The 16,777-nt window shown below is 68.2% G+C and carries 16 protein-coding genes; 10 read left to right on the forward strand and 6 right to left on the reverse strand.

Annotated features, from left to right (window positions below):
* Window positions 1-79: 79 nt before the first annotated feature.
* Both ACFYQQ_RS32100 and ACFYQQ_RS32105 read right to left on the reverse strand, forming a co-directional pair.
* A complete protein-coding gene (locus tag ACFYQQ_RS32100) occupies window positions 80-544 on the reverse strand; it encodes a hypothetical protein (RefSeq protein ID WP_355779210.1) in 465 nt (154 codons plus the stop codon).
* 33 nt (window positions 545-577) lie between these two features.
* Window positions 578-1,423, reverse strand: a complete 846-nt coding sequence (locus tag ACFYQQ_RS32105) for a hypothetical protein (protein WP_355779213.1) — start codon at window positions 1,421-1,423, stop codon at window positions 578-580.
* A 397-nt stretch (window positions 1,424-1,820) separates the two neighbouring features.
* On the opposite strand from ACFYQQ_RS32105, the gene ACFYQQ_RS32110 reads away from it, so the two are divergent.
* Both ACFYQQ_RS32110 and ACFYQQ_RS32115 read left to right on the forward strand, forming a co-directional pair.
* Window positions 1,821-2,747: a LysR family transcriptional regulator gene (locus ACFYQQ_RS32110; RefSeq protein ID WP_355779215.1), complete on the forward strand. Its 927-nt coding sequence runs from the start codon at window positions 1,821-1,823 to the stop codon at window positions 2,745-2,747.
* A gap of 131 nt (window positions 2,748-2,878) precedes the next feature.
* Complete coding sequence (locus tag ACFYQQ_RS32115; RefSeq protein WP_355779218.1) at window positions 2,879-3,715, forward strand: DUF6461 domain-containing protein; 837 nt, start codon at window positions 2,879-2,881, stop codon at window positions 3,713-3,715.
* Window positions 3,716-3,864: 149 nt separating this feature from the next.
* Here ACFYQQ_RS32115 and ACFYQQ_RS32120 read toward each other — a convergent pair whose 3' ends face one another.
* On the reverse strand, window positions 3,865-4,443 hold the full coding sequence (locus ACFYQQ_RS32120) for a TetR/AcrR family transcriptional regulator (protein WP_355779221.1): 579 nt from the start codon (window positions 4,441-4,443) through the stop codon (window positions 3,865-3,867).
* A gap of 91 nt (window positions 4,444-4,534) precedes the next feature.
* Here ACFYQQ_RS32120 and ACFYQQ_RS32125 point away from each other — a divergent pair, with 91 nt between their 5' ends.
* Complete coding sequence (locus ACFYQQ_RS32125; RefSeq protein WP_355779224.1) at window positions 4,535-4,981, forward strand: DUF1772 domain-containing protein; 447 nt, start codon at window positions 4,535-4,537, stop codon at window positions 4,979-4,981.
* Window positions 4,982-5,082: 101 nt separating this feature from the next.
* On the opposite strand, the gene ACFYQQ_RS32130 is transcribed toward ACFYQQ_RS32125, so the two are convergent.
* Together ACFYQQ_RS32130 and ACFYQQ_RS32135 are read right to left on the reverse strand one after the other, a co-directional pair.
* Complete coding sequence (locus tag ACFYQQ_RS32130) at window positions 5,083-6,177, reverse strand: Ku protein (protein WP_355779227.1); 1,095 nt, start codon at window positions 6,175-6,177, stop codon at window positions 5,083-5,085.
* Between the two features lie 273 nt (window positions 6,178-6,450).
* Window positions 6,451-6,954 carry a hypothetical protein gene (locus tag ACFYQQ_RS32135; RefSeq protein WP_355779230.1) on the reverse strand — a complete coding sequence of 168 codons (504 nt, stop codon included), beginning with the start codon at window positions 6,952-6,954 and terminating at the stop codon, window positions 6,451-6,453.
* 104 nt (window positions 6,955-7,058) lie between these two features.
* Here ACFYQQ_RS32135 and ACFYQQ_RS32140 point away from each other — a divergent pair, with 104 nt between their 5' ends.
* The 3 genes from ACFYQQ_RS32140 to ACFYQQ_RS32150 all read left to right on the forward strand — a co-directional run bounded on the left by ACFYQQ_RS32140 (window position 7,059) and on the right by ACFYQQ_RS32150 (window position 9,786).
* Complete coding sequence (locus ACFYQQ_RS32140; protein ID WP_355779241.1) at window positions 7,059-7,751, forward strand: response regulator transcription factor; 693 nt, start codon at window positions 7,059-7,061, stop codon at window positions 7,749-7,751.
* Window positions 7,748-9,043: a HAMP domain-containing sensor histidine kinase gene (locus ACFYQQ_RS32145; RefSeq protein WP_355779232.1), complete on the forward strand. Its 1,296-nt coding sequence runs from the start codon at window positions 7,748-7,750 to the stop codon at window positions 9,041-9,043. The genes ACFYQQ_RS32140 and ACFYQQ_RS32145 overlap by 4 nt, the downstream gene beginning before the upstream one ends.
* A 95-nt stretch (window positions 9,044-9,138) precedes the next feature.
* Window positions 9,139-9,786, forward strand: a complete 648-nt coding sequence (locus ACFYQQ_RS32150) for a PepSY domain-containing protein (RefSeq protein ID WP_356240407.1) — start codon at window positions 9,139-9,141, stop codon at window positions 9,784-9,786.
* 121 nt (window positions 9,787-9,907) lie between these two features.
* Here the strand turns inward: ACFYQQ_RS32150 and ACFYQQ_RS32155 are convergent, their stop codons facing one another.
* Window positions 9,908-11,110, reverse strand: coding sequence for an alkane 1-monooxygenase (locus tag ACFYQQ_RS32155; RefSeq protein WP_356240404.1), 1,203 nt, complete (start codon window positions 11,108-11,110; stop codon window positions 9,908-9,910).
* A gap of 160 nt (window positions 11,111-11,270) precedes the next feature.
* On the opposite strand from ACFYQQ_RS32155, the gene ACFYQQ_RS32160 reads away from it, so the two are divergent.
* The 4 genes from ACFYQQ_RS32160 (at window position 11,271) to ACFYQQ_RS32175 (ending at window position 16,587) form a co-directional block, all read left to right on the forward strand.
* On the forward strand, window positions 11,271-11,897 hold the full coding sequence (locus ACFYQQ_RS32160) for a TetR family transcriptional regulator (protein WP_355792614.1): 627 nt from the start codon (window positions 11,271-11,273) through the stop codon (window positions 11,895-11,897).
* A 240-nt stretch (window positions 11,898-12,137) separates the two neighbouring features.
* Window positions 12,138-12,989, forward strand: coding sequence for an NAD(P)H-binding protein (locus ACFYQQ_RS32165; RefSeq protein ID WP_355792611.1), 852 nt, complete (start codon window positions 12,138-12,140; stop codon window positions 12,987-12,989).
* A 997-nt stretch (window positions 12,990-13,986) separates the two neighbouring features.
* Window positions 13,987-15,117, forward strand: a complete 1,131-nt coding sequence (locus ACFYQQ_RS32170) for a hypothetical protein (RefSeq protein ID WP_388906146.1) — start codon at window positions 13,987-13,989, stop codon at window positions 15,115-15,117.
* Window positions 15,118-15,411: 294 nt separating this feature from the next.
* A complete protein-coding gene (locus ACFYQQ_RS32175; RefSeq protein ID WP_355792529.1) occupies window positions 15,412-16,587 on the forward strand; it encodes a glutathione-independent formaldehyde dehydrogenase in 1,176 nt (391 codons plus the stop codon).
* The last annotated feature ends 190 nt before the right edge of the window (window positions 16,588-16,777 follow it).

The following is a 16,777-nucleotide window of genomic DNA, read 5'->3' on the forward strand; positions in this document are numbered from 1 at the left end:
TGCCATCCGCACGGGACACATGGGGGTGCACAGGACACCGGAGGGCCCCGAAGGGCCCTCCGTAGCTACGAATGGACGGTCAGCAGCTGTCCGTCCAGCTGTGGGATGCGATGTTGTTGTTCACGGACTCGCCGTAGCCGTCCCACCACGGCCAGCCGTGGCTGAAGACCTCGCGCCCGAGCGACAGGTCCAGCCACATGTCGCCGTTGCCGAGGCAGGCGTAGGGGCCGCTCTGGTCCTCGTTGTAGTAGAGGTTGACGTCGTCGTATCCGCCGGCGTATCCCCGGTTCTCCACCGAGGAGGCGAGGTTGCGCATCGGCACACATCCCGGGCCGGGATAGTCCCAGTTGCGGTTGGCTCCGCTCCAGGCGCAATGGTCGCCGCCCCGGTAGGGCTCAGTCCAGGCGTGGAGCTTGCCGTCTGCCGCGGCCACGCTGGTCGTCCGGGAGTTCGCCGGTGCCGGTTCAGATGCCTGTGCCGCGGGCGCGGTAAAGGCGACGGTCACCAGCGCGGCCGCGCCGACGAGTGAAGCGAGCTTGCTCATGTCCTGTCCTCTCGTTGTCTTCTGTCGGGTCGATCAGCCGCGGCGGACGATGTCGCTGGCACGGCTGAGCGCCTTGTACTCGAGCAAGGCGCGGTCTTTGACTTCGGTGGGACGGTGGGTGTTCATCTCTTGGCGATGGGCTCGGCTCAACTTTTGGAACGCCGAGGCCAGTCCCGTGGATTGTGCGCATGTGGCCTCGGCTTGAGCCGTGGCGACCTCACCGGACCTGGAGCCACGCGCGAAGTGTTCGCGCGTCTGCTGAGGCGTGTCGTAGGGGAGGCTCTGTTCATGCATGCATGTGGCCCACTGCCGTGTCGTGGGACGGAGTCTGGGATCGTTCGCGGCGGCTGCCGCGGCCGATCGCGCAAGGGCGTCGGTGACCTTGCTGGCTCGGTACCAGGCGGGCAGATCCGTGTAGAGCCGGCGTTGGGCGTCGGAGACGCATCCTTCGTCGCTGTGCCGGATCTTGCCCATCCCGGGGATGTCGGCTTCCAGTCCTTCCGGGGTCGGCCCGTTGAGTGCCGTGATCGCGGCCGCCTTGCGGTCGGCGGAGAGCCGGTCGAAGTAGCGGCGGTTGGGGTCGTTGCGGGCCGACCCCTCCCGGCGTTCCCGGATGTCCCGGCCGTAGCCGTTCGCGGCGGCCCACCGCTTGTCGTCTATGACGTAGGGGAACAAGCGCTCCAAGGGTTCAGGGAGTTCAGGGGTGACCCAGTAGGAGAATCCGTCTTTGCGCATGCAGTCACGCGTAAGGATTTTTTCCGCCTGGGCCAGTATTTCTCGTTCGCTGGATGTGAGGTGTCGAGGCGGCGGCTCCTTCTGTGCTTGCGTGCCGGTGGGTGTGCAGGCAGTAGTCCATGCGACCGTCATGGACAGCAGCACGGCGAGAAGTGGCAGGAAAGCCGCTCGGCCGGTGCGTCGGCGGCGACACGGGTGCGAGGTCGTACCCCTGTCGTCATCGGCCTTTCTCGATGTGCGGTCATGTGTTTTGTGCAGGCGAAGTCGCGCGGACATAGTGTGGTGGCCCCCTGTGTCGTCATCCCCGGTCGGATTGGGGAAACCTGCTTGACGTCGGGAATCAGCCGCCCTTCGGCAAGGGCCTTTCGGCTGATGACAGTGCGCTTCCCCTCGCGTACGTCGTCAGGTTCATCACGTGACGGTGCATTGACTATCACACGGTGGTCGCAGTCATGTCACCGAAGTCAGGCACGGTTATGTCTGCTGGTCGATAAGGACCTGGTTATCGCTGCAAGTCGAGCCGTAGAAAGGGTTCATGGGAATGGGAGCGTCCCTGTCGAGGGAACCGAGTATCCATCAGCTTCGGCTGTACCTCACGCTGAGTGAGGAGCTCCACTTCGGAAACGCCGCCGCGCGCCTGTTCATCACTCAGCCGGCGCTCAGTCAGCAGATCAGAGACCTGGAGAAGCGCCTGGGTATACGCGTGATCGAGCGCACGAGTCGCACGATCGCCCTGACCGAGGAAGGGCGGGCCCTGCTTCCCGAGGCTCGGGCCGCAGTCGCAGCCGTCGATCGGCTCAGGCGCATCGCCGACGCCCAGCAGCGACAGATCTCGGGGCGAGTCGTCGTGGGAACCATCGGCGCTGAGGCCTCAATGGCACACACCCGTGCGGTACTTGGTTTTCTCAGGGATCGCCATCCGGACATGTCCTTCCGTCTGGTGAACCTCAGTTTCGGCGATCACATGGCGGCACTGGCACAACAGGCGGCCGATGTGGTGTTCCTCCGGCCCCCGGTGAGCGACGACATCGAATTGCACCACCTGGCCACCGAACCACGAGTGGCCTGCCTCTCGGCGGACCACCCACTGGCAGCCCTTCCCCAGCTCACTCTCGCCCAGCTCTCCGACATCCCCGTGGTCGACATGCCCGAGCAGGTTCCACGTCTGTGGTGGGACTTCTGGGCGGTCGACCCCCGTCCAGACGGCAGTCGCGTCCAATACGGTCCAGTGGTCACCGACATGGAATCCTTGATGCACACCGTGGCCACCGGAGAAGCGATGTGCTTCCTGCCGGCGGCTGCTCGGGAATACTTCCCACGCCCGGGTGTCAGATTCATCGAGGTCGTCGACCTCCAGCCCTCCACGTCCGCTCTCGCCTGGTTACGGCGAAGGCGTTCCGAACCGACGATCAGAGCTGTGCGGCACGCCGCACACCAGGTCGCCGTCAAAGCCGGAGCCGCCGAGTAGGCACGGCCCGAGAGGTCGTGGCAAGTACAAGTCAGCCGACCGAGACTCGGCAACGCGAGGGTAGGTAAGGCCTCGACGGAACGGCCTGCGTGGGCCCGGCGTTGTCAGAGGCATCGGGCACACTGCGCTGCATGAACCTGGTGACCGCGCACGACTACGCCTGGATCCGCACCTCGCCACTCTTCCGCCACATGATGGAGAGTGGATACACCCTGACACTGATACAGGGGCGGAGCCCACACGAAGTGCTGCAGGCGATGGAGGCGGAACGTCGGGGCACCGGGCGGGGAACGGCCGGGCTGCTCGCAGCGGACGACGCCCACCGCGCTGAAGTGGAGTACGACTACTGGGACGAGTCGTACGTCGCAGGCGCCTTCAGCGCCCATGGCGAGAACGGGGACTGGACCCTCGTCCTGGGTTTCGACGGCGGCCTGGGGCTCGCGTGCGCGCAGCCGCTGTCGACGGGAGGCCGAGTCGTGGCGCACTCGACCAATGGCGGCAAGCCCATCCACTTCTTCCACTGGTTCGAGGACGGAGCGCTCCGTACGACATTCGAGGGCCCCTCGTCGCGCGGCGGCAACGCCCCCGACGATCTGGTCCCGCTGCTGCGGGGAGTCGGTTTCCCTCTGACCGTCGAGGGAGAGCACGACGAGAGCGCGCCGGACGTCGACGGGAAGGCGGCGGTCCTCGCTCTGACCGAAAGACTCACTGGCATACGTGTCACCGAATCCCTGCTTCAGGACGCCACGTACGAACTTGGGCTCGTCCCGGAACAGCCTGACGAGGAGTGGACCGGCGTGGTCGTCGACATCACCGATGCCCACGGAGAGCGCCTGCACAGGGAATGGACCTACGAGGAGATCGAGACGCCATCGGACCTCGCCCGGGCACGGTCCGAGGCGCCGGTGGTGATCACCTTCGACGAGCCGCCGACCGTGGGGCCTCAGGAGCGCGAGGTGGGAGAGTAGCCGGCGAGCCCGTGTCGGTGCCCCGACGCCGCAGCCGCCGTCGAGAAGAGCCCTGCCGCCGACCGGAAGGCTGCGGCCATGGCCGGGCAGCCTTACGCGAAGTCGACGTCGGATGAGGGCCTCGGCCGTATGCCCGTTGCGGTGGTGCGTCAGAGCACGGCGAGGCGGTCCACCAACAGTTCCACCCTCTGCTCGGTGTCTTCCGGCGGCAGCCGTCCCGCCCGGGTCAGAGTCGCGATCCCGTGCAGGGACGCCCAGAAGAGCTCGGTGAACAGTCCCGGGTCAACGCCGTCCCCGGCGACTTCGCCGAGGCACTCGAGCAGTGCGGCGAAGGCGTCCTTGAGTGGTTTCGGGGTGTCCTCCCGCGCGTACGCCAGACCGCCGTCGAGCTGGAACAAGGCGTCGTAGACCGCCCTGTTGCGCTCCGCGAAGTCGAGGTAGCCGCGGGCTAGTGCGGTGACCCGGGCGCGCGGATCGTCCGCGGAGGAGGTCGCGGCCCGTAGTGCGACGGCCATCTCGGTGGCGCCGTCGAGGGCCACGGCTCCGATGATCTCCCGTTTGCTGCGGAAGTGGCTGTAGAGGACGGGCTGGCTGTATTCGATGCGTTCGGCGAGCCGACGGGTGGTCACCGCGTCCCAGCCCTGATCCTCTGCGAGCTCGCGGGCCGTCGCCACGATGAGGCGCTCGCGCTCCGCGCGTTCGCGCTCCTTGCGTTCCTTGACTGACATGAAGGAATCCTAGCACTGCTAGACAATCGAGCCTCGTTAGTACTAGCCTTGCTTTATAAGCTAGCAGCGCTAGAAATTTGGAGGGGCCGTCATGCTCGACGCACTTGAGGTCGTCACCACCGTGGTGGTCGGTGTGATGGTGGGGGTGGAGTTCTCCGTCGCCTTCGTCATCAATCCGATCCTCAACGCCTTGCCCGAGGACAGCGGCCAGCTCGGCCGCGCTCACGGAGGCCGCATGCTCGGCGCCGTGATGCCGGTCTGGTACATAGGCTCGCTCGTCCTTGCCGCGCTCTGGGCCTTCGCCGGATGGGACCGTCCCGGCACCAGCCTGGTCGTCGTCGCCGCGGGGCTGCTGGTCCTCAGTGTGGTCATGTCGCTCCTGCTCCTGGTCCCGATCAACAACCGGGGCAAGACCTGGACTCCCGAGAGCCGGCCGGACGACTGGAAGGAGCAGATGAACCGGTGGGACCGCTGGCACTACGTCCGCGTCGCCGTCATCATCGCCGCCTTCGCCTGTCTGGCGGCCGCCCTCGTCTGAGCCCACCGGGACGACACATCAGCTCAGTGTTCTGCCCGGCCGACGCATCATCTGGAGCAATCTCGCGGGGGCCGGTTTCCGGACCGCACCCGCGAGGCTCTTCAGGCGGCGGTCTTCTTCCGACGGCGTCCCGCACTGGCGAGACTGTCGATGAGTTGCGACCGGCTCATCTTGGAGCGGCCGTTGATGTTCTGCTCAGTGGCGCGCTGGTAGAGCTCAGCCTTGCTGAACTGCCGCAACTCGTCCTTGCTTGTCCTGCCTTGACTGCCGGTGGTCGCTGAGGGGCGGCGTTTCGTGGAGGGCGCCTTTTTGGCGGTGTTCTGCTCCTTCGTTGCCTTCGAGGCGGGCTTGGACGCCGACTTGCGTGTCGGCCTGGTCCTGCCTTGCTGCTTCGGCTCACCGGCCGCCTCGCGTCCCTTTTGGGCCTGGTCGATGCTGCCCTGCAGGACCGACATGAGGTCGATGACATTGGTGGCCGTGGGCGGCCCCTCGGCCACTGTGATCTCCTGGCCTTCGGCCTTGGCCTTGACCAGCTCCCTGACCTTCTCCTGATATGTGTCGTGGTAGCGGGCCGGATCCCACGATCCGCTCAGGGTGTCCACCAGCTGGAGCGCCATGTCCAACTCCTTGCCCTTGCGCGCCCGTTCCGAAGGCACTTCGGGAAGCTCCTTGGCCGGGTCGCGGACCTCGTCGGTCCAGTGGAGAGTCTGCAGGACCAGGACCCTGTCCTCCGCGCGGAGTGCGGTCAGGTACTGCTTGTTGCGCATGACGAACGTCGCGACTCCCACCTTGTTCGCTTCGGCCAGAGCCGCTCGCAGCAGCTCGTACACCTTGGTGTACTCCTCGCCGCGCGGGGCTACGTAGTACGTACGGTCGAAGTAGACCGGCTCGATGGCGTCGAGATCGACGAAGTCGGTGATGGCGATGGACTGTGAGCGGCCCGGCGCGATCTGGTCCAGCTCCTCGGGCTCGACCACCACGTACTCGCCCTCAGCCACCTCGAAGCCTTTGACGATGTCCCGGCCGGCCACTTCCTTGCCTGTGCGCTCGTTCACACGCCGGTTCCGGACCCGGTCGGACGTGCCCCGCTGCAGCTGGTGGAAGTGGACGGTGTGGTCCTCCGTGGCGGTGAACAGGCCGACCGGCACCGTGACCAGGCCGAACGTGATCACACCGCTCCAGATTGCGCGTGCCATGACCGCCCACTTTCGCCGTACGTGACGCATGCCGACACCTCGCGGGCCGTGATCACGGCCTCGCTCCTGTTCACTCATGAGACACCGCAGGCCAGGGCTCTGCATCTGCTGAGGCGGCGCCGTTCGTGCACGCAGCTGGCACCGGGCCGGCCCCTGTTCCTGAATTGGGCCCCACACCGCAGGACGCGAGGCTCCTTCAGGCGTCGGCCGCGACCGCTTGACGAGCGTCACCTCCACCGGTCGCGGTACGACGGCGCGACCGGGAGGTGCGGCTCAGCCGTCCTGTTTCCAGGAGCCGGTGGGGGCGCCGTCGGCGCAGCGCGCGCGGAGTTCGACCTTGCCCCCGGGGCCCTCGAACTTCACTTCGGCGTGTTCGTCGTCGGGGCCCGGGTCCGCGCTCTTGACGTCGTATCCCTGGGCGGGCGCCCAGGACAGCAGTCGTACCGTCGTGCCGTCGCAGGCGGCGATCGCGGTGCCGCCCGGAGTGGAGAAGGTCTTCCTGACCGGGACGGCAGTCGCGCTCGGGGCCGGGGTCCGGCCGGTGGGCGCCGTACCCGGCGTGGGCCGGGCGGTGTTCGGCGTCCGGCCGGGGCGGGGAGACGCGGAGGCGCGTGCCGCGTCGAGTTGTTGCTCGATCTGCGCCGAGGTGACTTCGTCGCTCCCGGAGGTGCCGGTGATTCCGTCACCGATGAGCTGCACGGCCGCCAGACCGGTGAGCGTGGCGGCCGTGGCGGCGGCTGTCCAGCCTGCCAGGACGAGAAGGGTGCGGGAGGGCATGCGTACGACTATGCCCCGGCCCGCGATAAGGACAGCACCGGGGAGCCCTAAGGGATGGTTAACGCGACGGCTGGGCCGGGGACGGTTCGGATAGCGTGCCCGCTGTGGTGCACCTGCTGATAGTCGAAGACGATCCCGCGATCCGGATGCCGCTGATCCGGGCGCTGAGCGAGCGCGGTCATGCCGTGGCGGCGGCCCAGAGCGCCATGGGGGGACTGCAGACCGCGTTGGACGAGCGCCCGGACCTCGTGGTCCTGGACCTCGGTCTGCCCGATCTCGACGGGATCGAGCTGCTGCGCATGCTGCGGGCGGTCAGCCCCGTGCCGGTGATCATCGCAACGGCGAGGGACGACGAGGCGGAGATCGTGCGGGGTCTCGACGCGGGCGCCGACGACTATGTGGTCAAGCCGTTCACGGCCGCCCAGTTGGAGGCTCGGATCCGGGCGGTGCTGCGGCGCGGGGCCGCTTCCCGGGAGGTGGCCGCTGCCGTCGTCGTAGGCGATCTGCGGATCGATCCCGGTTCCCGTGAGGCGAGCCTCGGCGGGACGGCGCTGGACCTCACACCCCGCGAGTTCGATCTGCTTCACCACCTGGCCGCACGAGCCGGGCAGGTGGTCACCAAGCGGGAGTTGCTCACCGAGGTGTGGCGAGTGCCGTACGGGAGCGCCGACAAGACCGTGGACGTGCATCTGTCCTGGCTGCGCCGCAAGCTCGGTGAGAGCGCGCAGGAGCCCCGCTATCTGCACACCGTGCGCGGTGTCGGCGTCCGGCTGAGTGCACCCGCGGGGGCCTCGTGAGGCGCCGGCTGACTCTGCTGGTCGCGGCCACCATGTGCCTGACGCTCCTGGCGTTCGTCGTGCCGCTGGCACTGCTCCTGCGCACGGTGGCGCAGGACCGTGCCGTCGCGGCGGCCGGTGCGGACGCGCAGAGCCTGGTGTCACTGGTGGGGACGGCGGACCGGGACACGGTGCGCTCCAGTGTCGAGCACATGGCCGGGCAGGCGCGGGGACCGCTGACTGTCTTCCTGGCCGACGGGGTGGTGCTGGGTTCGCGTGCGCCGCGGACCAGCGCCGTACGGCTCGCGGCCCTGGCGGGTGCGAGCCGCACCGTGGAGCGCCCCGACGGGCGGGAGATCGTGGTGGCGGTGCAGGGGCGGCCTGAGGGCACCGCCGTCATCCGTGCTTTCGTGCCCACCGCCGAGCTCACGCGCGGGGTGACGCGGGCCTGGCTGGTGCTCGCCGGGCTCGGCGTCGCGCTGCTGTTGCTGGGACTGCTCGTCGCGGACCGGCTCAGCCGCGCGCTGGTGAGTCCCCTCACGGAGCTGTCCGCCGTGTCACACCGCCTCGCCAGGGCCGACCTGACCGCTCGGGCCCGCCCGGACGGGCCACGGGAACTACGGGAGGTCGCCGGGGCCTTGAACCATCTCGCCGACAGGATCCGTGAGTTGCTGAGGGCGGAGCGCGAGGAGGTCGCGGACCTGTCCCACCGCCTGCGGGCGCCGCTGACGTCCTTGCGCCTGGAGGCGGAATCGCTGTCCGGCGCTGACGCGGCGCGGATCGGCGCGCGCGTCGACGCGATGGAACGGGCGGTCACCGGGCTCATCAGCGAGGCCCGCCACCGTCGCGAGGCGGACGCGTACGCGATGTGTGAGGCGGCCTCGACCGTCCGCGGACGGGTGGCGTTCTGGACCGTGCTGGCCGAGGACACCGGGCGTGCCGTCACCCTGGACGTCACGGAGGAAGGACCCCTGCCGGTCGGGGTACATGAAGACGAACTCGCCGCGGTCGTGGACGCGTTGCTGGGCAATGTGTTCGCTCACACACCTGACGGCACGGCTTTCACGGTCACGCTGGCACCCCGGGTCGGCGGCGGGGCGGTGCTGACGGTCGAGGATGAGGGTTCCGGCCTGTCGTTGGACATGGCCCGCCGGGGTGCGAGCCTCGGCGGATCCACCGGCCTGGGGCTGGACATCGCCCGGCGGGCCGCCCAGGCCAGCGGCGGACGTATGGACCTGGCGACCGGCGGGGCGGGTGGCGCCCGGGTGAGGCTGGAGCTGGGACCTCCGGCCTCGCCCGCTGTGCCGGAATGAACTCCTTAGCCCGCTCTTAGCACTGGCGCAGTGCGGCCCTATCCCGGCGTGCGTGAACCTCCTCTCAACAGCAGCGCCAACACAGGAGGTTCGCCATGAAGCGCACATCGGTCGTACTGCTCGCCTCGGGGGCACTCGTCGCCGCGGTCACCGGGACCGCCCTCGCGGGAGGCGGCGACGACGCCTCCCCATCGTCCGGTTCGTCGTCCGCCTCGGCCTCGGCGACGCCGTCATCCAGTACGTCAGCCGCGACGCCGTCAGCGACGCCGACACCGACGCCGTCCATGGACGACACGGCCGGAGCGACCGCCACCATGCCCGCGAAGGGTGCGGTGAGCAGTCGCCATGCTCGGGCGATCGCGCTCTCCCACGTGGGCGGCGGCAGCGTCACCAAGGTCGAGGCCGAGGTGGAACACGGTCGTGCGGTGTGGAGCGTACGAATCGTCCGGGACGGCGCCCGGTACGACGTGGACGTCGACGCGAACACCGGCGACGTCATCAGGTCCCGGGGCGGAGCAGGCAGCTCTGGCGCCGACAGTCGCCGCGACGATCATGGCGACGCCCGCGACGACCGTTCTGGGGCGGACGACCACGGGGCACGGGCGGAGGCGGACCACGAGCGAGGTGACGACCGCTCCGGCGGGCACGACAGCGGCGGCCACCACGACGACGGAACGTCCGACGACCGTCACGGCGGCGGTGACGACGACGGTCACGGCAGGCATGGACGGCACCACGACTGAACACGCCGGTAGGCGAATTGATGCGTGATGTGGACGCGGGGCCCAGCTTCGGCTGGGCCCGGCGTGTGTTGAGTGGCGGGCGACGTGATGCGGGGCTCATTGCACCCCCCACGTCGCCGCCTCAGGCCCCTTGGTGCGTGGCCGGCGTGGTCGGCGTGTCCGGTGATGTCGGCGCGTAGCGGGCTGCGTACCGGCGCCGCAGGGGCGGGTGGACGTTGGCCAGGGACAGGTCGCCCTTGTAGTGGTCGGTGAGGCGTGGGTCCATGACCTTGCGCCACAGAGGTGTCAGCCAGGCCAGGACGATCATCGTCGCGTACCCGGAGGGCAACTGTGGCGCATCGTCGAAGTGGCGCAGGGTCTGGTAGCGGCGCAGCGGGTTCGCGTGATGGTCGGAGTGCCGCTGGAGCTGGAACAGGAGCAGGTTGCTGATGGTGTTGTTGCTGTTCCAGCTGTGCTTCGGGGTGACGCGCTCGTAGCGGCCGTCGGGCCTTCGCTGCCGGCGCAGCCCGTAGTGCTCGAGGTAGTTGACGGTCTCCAGAAGGCAGAAACCCAGTACCGCCTGCAGGAGCAGGAAGGGCAGGACCTTCAGGCCGAACACCGCACTCAGGGTGCCGAACAGAAGCACGGTCATGGACCAGGCGGTCAACACGTCGTTGTGCCGGCCCCACACGGCTTTGCCGCGCCGCTGTAGCCTGCGCTGCTCCAGGTGCCAGGCTGAACGCAGACTGCCCAGGACGGTGCGGGGCAGAAAGCGCCAGAAGCTCTCGCCCAGGCGTGAACTGGCCGGATCTTCCGGGGTTGCCACGCGAACGTGGTGCCCGTGATTGTGCTCGACGTAGAAGTGGCCATAACCGGTCTGCGCCAGCGCCATCCGGCTCAGACGGCGCTCCAACTGCTCACGTTTGTGCCCCAGTTCATGGGCGGTGTTGATGGCTACGCCGGCTACGACTCCGGTGGTGGCGGTCAGGCCCAGCTCCTGCGCGACGGAGAGGGCGTCGTCGGCCCACTTGCCGCAGGCCCAGACGAGGGCGCCGAACTGCAGGGGCAGGTAGAGGTAGGTGCACCAGCGGTAGTAGCGATCCGCCTCCAGCGCCTTCATCACGTCGTCCGGCGGGTTCGACTCGTTCGAGCCCAGCAGATGATCGGAGACCGGTATGAGGAAGAATGCGAAGAAGGGCCCCCACCACCACAGAAGACCGCTGCCGGTCAGATCGACCAGACCCTGCGCCTGAAAAGGCAGGGTCGGAACGACGAGCGCCAAAGGCCAGAGATGACGCCTGCGGTCGCGCCACGGGAGCGGCGCCTGCGAGTCGCGGTCGGGCATGAAGCCTCCTTGGGCAACGGGCACCACGCGGATTGCCGACTTGCGGTCTCGGCGGAGGCGCCCTGGGAGAATGCCGAGCGTGCCAGCTCGGAATTCGACTGACAAATGCTGCGCCGTGTAAAAGTTCTGATGAACCATCAGCAGAGTGTGGAGGGGTACTTTGACAAGCGAAGCGCTCGACGTGGCGCCACCCGATCCGCCGCGGATCGCCTGGCGCAAGCAGATGAGGGAGAGAGTCCTGCACGAGGCGTGGCTGCTGTCCACGCAGGCGGGTTGGGACCGGGTGCGGGTGGCGGACCTCGCGCAGCGGGCCGAGGTGTCACGGCCTTCCATCTACGCGGAGTTCGGTGACCGCGCCGGAATCGGGCAGGCGCTCGTGCAACGCGAGACAGAGCGTTTCCTGCTCGGAGTCGGCGCTGTCCTGGACAGACAGCGCGGCGATGTGAGAGCCGCACTGGAGGCCGGCGTAGGTCACGCTCTGGCCCAGGCGAAGAGCAACCCGTTTGTCGCTGCTGTGGTGTCGGCGGCGCAAGGCGGAACGGAGGCGTTGCTGCCTTACTTGAGCAGCCGGCCCGAGCCGGTGTTCTCCGAGGCTCGGAGGCTGGTCGCGGCTTGGCTCGACGTCGTGGCCCCTCATATTCCAGAGGACCGCAGGAAGGAAGCCGCCGATCTCGTCGTCCGGTTGACCATCAGCCACATGCTGTTGCCGACGCCGGATGGAGACTCCATCCCGAAACGAGTGGCGCAGGCCGCGCATGCCGTCCTCGAAATGCCCGTCGATCCCTGAACCGACCGATCGGATCCAGCGACCAGGTGGCGACGTGTCGCTCTTCCGGGACGCCCTGCCCGCCGGCCAGGCTTGCGGCCGGGTGCCCAACGCGCTGACGGCCCGAGCCGACGGGCACGAGGAGACCGAGGTTAAAAGCCTTTGACGGGGTGGAGGCCGTTGGCCGATGGTGTGCCGGTTGTTCCGGTCACGAGCCAGTCCTGCGGTGCCATCGGCTCCCGCAGGGCGAGGGAGTTCCGCATGATTGCTGTGTCTGCCGCTTCAGGGGCCTTCGGTCGACTCGTCGTGGATCATCTGCTGGCCCGGTGCCCTGCCGAAGAGGTGGTGGTTGCGGTGCGTGCTCCTGATCGTGTCGCGGACCTCGCCGCCCGAGGGGTCCAGGTGCGCCGCGGCGACTACGACGTCCCGGACACGCTGCGCACGGCGTTCGAGAACGCCGACCGACTCCTGCTGATCTCCTCCCCGGAACTGGATTCCGCTCGCCGTATCCGCCAGCACCAGAGCGCCATCGAGGCGGCCCGAGCCGTCGGTGTCGGCGCTGTCGTCTACACAAGTTTTCTGGACGCGGACACCCAGGCCGAGGGCATCACCGGGGCACATCACGCCACCGAGCGCGCGCTACGAGCCAGCGGCCTGCCTCATACGCTGTTGCGTCACCCCTTCTACAGCGAAGCCTTCCTCAACTCCGGTCTGCACGCCGCCATTGCCATGGGCGCATTGGACGACGCGACCGGCGCCCGCGGGATCAACACCGCCTCCCGCGCCGACCTTGCCGAAGCCGCCGCACGCGTCCTGACCGAAGAGGGTCACCTGGGCCGCGCCTACGACTTCACCGGCAGCCTGTGGACCTATCCGCAGCTCGCCCGGGTTCTCACCCGCGTCAGCGGGACGCCCGTCCTCCACCGCGTGCGGGACAGTCTCACTACCGGCGCCCAGGGCTGGCTGGAGGCCCAAGTCCGAGAAGGGGTCCTGGAACGGCAGACCGACGACCTCCACCGCGTCCTCGGGCACCCGCCCACCACGCTGGACCAGGCGGTCGCCGAGATCCTCGCCCGTCCGGCGCCATCGAGCGACGCTGCCGAGCAGGCCTGACACGCCAGGACCAGGGCCAGGAGCGCGGCCCGTGTTCACTTTCACCGCCGCACCACGTGTGGCACCGTCCCGCCCGGCACGTGTGAGGCCGGGCGGGACGGTGCCAGATGTGATGTTCCAAGGCGAGCTCGGCACGAAGTCGCCGTCGCGGACACGCTCCGCGCGGCTCACGCCATAGCTGCTTGAAACGCCTTCATACAGAGAAAACAGTGCCTGTCGGTTGGCTCCTGAGTGCTGGGTTCCTCCGGCTTGTGCACCCCGCACATCGTGGAGGATTTGTCATCCGCCAGGACATGCCACGCCGGTTCCCCTGCGGGGGCTGGGCCCCACCACATTTCATGCATTGTCAGCTTCCCGGTCGAGGTCGAGAGCACTCTCATCAGAGCATGGTTGACGGAGGCGAGCATCTTGCGGCGTCCAAGCGGGTTGCCTCGCCGGACGGCCGGATCGAAGAACGCGAGACGGGTTCTGCGATGGCTTGGGTGCCGGTGCCCCGACCGCTCGAGCCCTCAAGCCTGCGTAAGCGATGACCGGACCGGTAAATTGCCAGGGATTCGCAGACGCCGCTGCGCTACGCCGCCTTTGATTACGTGGGCACGCCCGGGCGTCTCGGACCGCCCGCCTGCCCGCTCCGAGCGCCTGCGGGGAGGAGAGGCCGGAGTCGCTGACCGCTAAGGACAAGGCGGGGAGTGAGCACCGGCAGTTGGGGGCCGCGGTGCTGTTCGTGTTCATCGGAGCCCCCGATCCCGGGGTCTTCGCCGTGAGCGACGTCAAGAGGGGCTTGGCCAAACCAGTGGCCTCGGCGGGGGGCGAGGATGCGAGGGCGGTCCGCCTCGTGCACGAGCAGCGGGAGAAGACGGGTGAGGCGGTCCGCCGCCGGCTTGAGAGGCGTCGCCCGGTGGCCTTCCGGTCCGTCTCTCAGGAGCGTCGACATCGCCGCAGGTGCGTTCTGTGGGAGCGTTCGAGAGCGGGGGCAGTTCACGAGAAGGGTTCAGTCATGCCGATGGCTTCGCAGGACCTTACAGTCGTGGCCCTCCTGGCGGATCCGGATGCGCCGACGGAGATCGCTCAGCGTATGGCCCGCATTCTGCCCTCGCGGCTCGCCGACAAGGCGGAGCAGGGGCGACGGTTCGACGTCGAGGTGGTGAGTGAGCCCTTCACCGCGGGGACGGAGGACACGTCCGTTCTGATGCAGAGGATCAGGGATCGCGCAGGGTCGGAGCACTGGGACATCGTCGTGGCACTCACCGATCTTCCGCTGCACACGCACGGGCACAAGCTCGTTGTGGATCTGAACCACGAACACGGCTTGGCACTGCTCTCTCTTCCTACGCTGGGAGGCTGGCGGCTGCAGACAAGGGCCCGGCGGGCCGTGGAAGAGGTCGTGCTCGGCCTGACGGGTCCGCCGGCCGACGGAGCACAAGGACCGCAGCAGCGTCAGCCACCCATGGGGCGCTTCGTCAGTAGTCTCGCGCCCGTTCACCCGGGCGCGGTCGACGAGGAGGAGATCGCTGATCTTCGGTACGTCCTCAGCGGGCCGCGCGGATACCTCAGGGTGCTCGTCGGGATGGTCCGTGCCAACCGTCCGTGGCGCTTGGTGCCGGGTCTGTCGAAAGCCCTGGCTGCCGCGCTGGCCACAGGAGCGGTCGCCACCGTGAACTCCACCGTCTGGAGCCTGGCCGGGGCCCTGAGCGCGCCGCGTCTTGTGATCGCAACGGTCGGTTCCCTCGTGCTGATGATCGGCTGGCTGATCGTGGACGCGCAGCTGTGGCACCGGTCGTCGGACGTCTCACGGGAGGCGAGGCAGAGGGTGAAGCTCTACAACGCTTCGACAGTCCTGACCGTGGGTATCGGTGTGGTCGTCTGTTACGCGGGTCTGATGATCGTCAACCTGGTCTGGGCGCTGTTCATCCTCAATGACCAGGTGTTCGCCTCCATGACACAGACGCCTCTGCACACAGCGGACTACTGGACGTTGTCCTGGTTCGTCGCTTCGGTCGCCACGGTGGGCGGAGCTCTGGGATCCGGCTTGGAGAGTGACGAGGCGATCCGCGCGGCTGCCTACTCCAAGCGCGAACAGGAACGGCGCGACATGCTCCAGGACGAAGGTGATCAACTGAAGCCCTGAGCCGGTGACTTGTCGGTGGTCGGTCGATGCCCGTCCGGGGCCGAAGACCCAGATGATCGATCGTGCGTGGTTGTTTCGCGTCGGGGCCGACGGGGACCCGGAAGTCACCGCCGGAATGCGGGCCTCCGCCTGGGCGTCCGGCGGGCACCACCGTCCCACCCGATTCGGGTGAACGGTCCATTGAGGCATGCCTGAGCCGAGGCCCCCGTCACATCACCTCCCGGGCGCCCGGCTCTGTGCGCCGTCGCCATTTCCGGCGTGCTGCGGCAATGCTGCGCACCGAAGGAAGCCATCATGAAAGCAGCGGTATACGACGGACCGCGAACGGTCACCGTGAAGGACGTGCCGGACGCGAAGATCGAGCACCCCTGCGACATCATCGTGAAGATCACCGCTACCAACATCTGCGGCTCTGACCTGCACATGTACGAGGGCCGCACCTCGTTCGAGTCCGGCCGCACCCTGGGACACGAGAACATGGGCCAGGTCGTGGAGGTCGGCTCGGCCGTCCGCAAGGTCCAGGTCGGCGAGTACGTGGTCCTGCCCTTCAACATCGCTTGCGGCTTCTGCAAGCAGTGCGAGCGAGGTCTGACCAACTACTGCCTGACCATGCAGCCGGAACCGGCCCTCGCGGGAGCAGCCTACGGATTCGCCGACATGGGGCCCTACCAGGGCGGCCAGGCGGAACTGCTGCGCGTACCCTACGGCGACTTCAACGCCCTGCGTCTGGGCGAGGACGCCGCCGAACGCCAGACCGACTACGTGATGCTCGCCGACATCTTCCCCACCGGCTACCACGCCACCGAGATGGCCGACGTCAAGCCGGGCGACCAGACGATCGTCTTCGGGGCCGGTCCCGTCGGGCTGATGGCGGCCTACTCGGCCATCCTCAAGGGCGCCGGCCGCGTCTGGGTGGCCGACCACCAGCCCGACCGGCTGCGCAAGGCGGAGGAGATCGGGGCCATCCCTATCAACACCGCCGAGCAGAACCCGGCGGACGTGGTGAAGGAGGCCACCCTCGGTCTGGGCGCCGACAACGGCTGTGAATGCGTCGGCTACCAGGCGCACGACGCCCAAGGACACGAAGACGCAAGCCTCACGCTCAACGGCCTGATCGACTCGGTCAGGTTCACGGGCAACATCGGCGTGGTCGGTGTGTTCCTCCCGGAGGACCCCGGCGGCGCAGAGGCCCAGGGCGAGTTGGAGGCCCAGGGCAAGGTCCCCATCGACTTCGGCCTGATGTGGTTCAAGGGTCAGCGCATGGGCACCGGGCAGGCGCCGGTGAAGCGGTACAACCGTGCGCTGCGAGACCTGATCGCCGGCGACAAGGCAAAGCCGAGCTTCCTCGTCTCTCACGAGCTCAGCCTGGACGAGGCCCCCACCGCCTACGAGCACTTCGACGCCCGTGACGAGGGCTGGACCAAGGTGGTCCTGCACCCCGACGGACACGCGAACGGCCACAAGCGCTGAGGAACTTGAGCACCGCCACTGGGCGCGTTCTTCCCGGACCGGTCCGGGAAGAACGCGCCCAGTGGCGGTGACTGTTCGGTGAGGGCTACTCGCCGAGGTTCGTGAGACCGGGAGCCGTGCGTGAACGCCCCCTGTCTGCGAGTGAAGCTGCGCCGCTACGCCTCGGCACCGCGTTTCCGGTGGTACCCAT

It is taken from the genome of Streptomyces sp. NPDC005496, from assembly GCF_042872045.1.
GTDB lineage: Bacteria > Actinomycetota > Actinomycetes > Streptomycetales > Streptomycetaceae > Streptomyces.

What these genes read in the sequence shown, in the direction of transcription:
- ACFYQQ_RS32120 (WP_355779221.1), bottom strand. Translation starts at nt 4,443, where the DNA reads ATGTCAGTCAAGGAACGCAAGGAGCGCGAACGCGCGGAGCGCGAGCGC.
- ACFYQQ_RS32125 (WP_355779224.1), top strand. Translation starts at nt 4,535, where the DNA reads ATGCTCGACGCACTTGAGGTCGTCACCACCGTGGTGGTCGGTGTGATG.
- ACFYQQ_RS32110 (WP_355779215.1), top strand. Translation starts at nt 1,821, where the DNA reads ATGGGAGCGTCCCTGTCGAGGGAACCGAGTATCCATCAGCTTCGGCTG.
- ACFYQQ_RS32170 (WP_388906146.1), top strand. Translation starts at nt 13,987, where the DNA reads ATGCCGATGGCTTCGCAGGACCTTACAGTCGTGGCCCTCCTGGCGGAT.
- ACFYQQ_RS32150 (WP_356240407.1), top strand. Translation starts at nt 9,139, where the DNA reads ATGAAGCGCACATCGGTCGTACTGCTCGCCTCGGGGGCACTCGTCGCC.
- ACFYQQ_RS32175 (WP_355792529.1), top strand. Translation starts at nt 15,412, where the DNA reads ATGAAAGCAGCGGTATACGACGGACCGCGAACGGTCACCGTGAAGGAC.
- ACFYQQ_RS32130 (WP_355779227.1), bottom strand. Translation starts at nt 6,177, where the DNA reads ATGGCACGCGCAATCTGGAGCGGTGTGATCACGTTCGGCCTGGTCACG.
- ACFYQQ_RS32100 (WP_355779210.1), bottom strand. Translation starts at nt 544, where the DNA reads ATGAGCAAGCTCGCTTCACTCGTCGGCGCGGCCGCGCTGGTGACCGTC.
- ACFYQQ_RS32115 (WP_355779218.1), top strand. Translation starts at nt 2,879, where the DNA reads ATGAACCTGGTGACCGCGCACGACTACGCCTGGATCCGCACCTCGCCA.
- ACFYQQ_RS32165 (WP_355792611.1), top strand. Translation starts at nt 12,138, where the DNA reads ATGATTGCTGTGTCTGCCGCTTCAGGGGCCTTCGGTCGACTCGTCGTG.
- ACFYQQ_RS32135 (WP_355779230.1), bottom strand. Translation starts at nt 6,954, where the DNA reads ATGCCCTCCCGCACCCTTCTCGTCCTGGCAGGCTGGACAGCCGCCGCC.
- ACFYQQ_RS32155 (WP_356240404.1), bottom strand. Translation starts at nt 11,110, where the DNA reads ATGCCCGACCGCGACTCGCAGGCGCCGCTCCCGTGGCGCGACCGCAGG.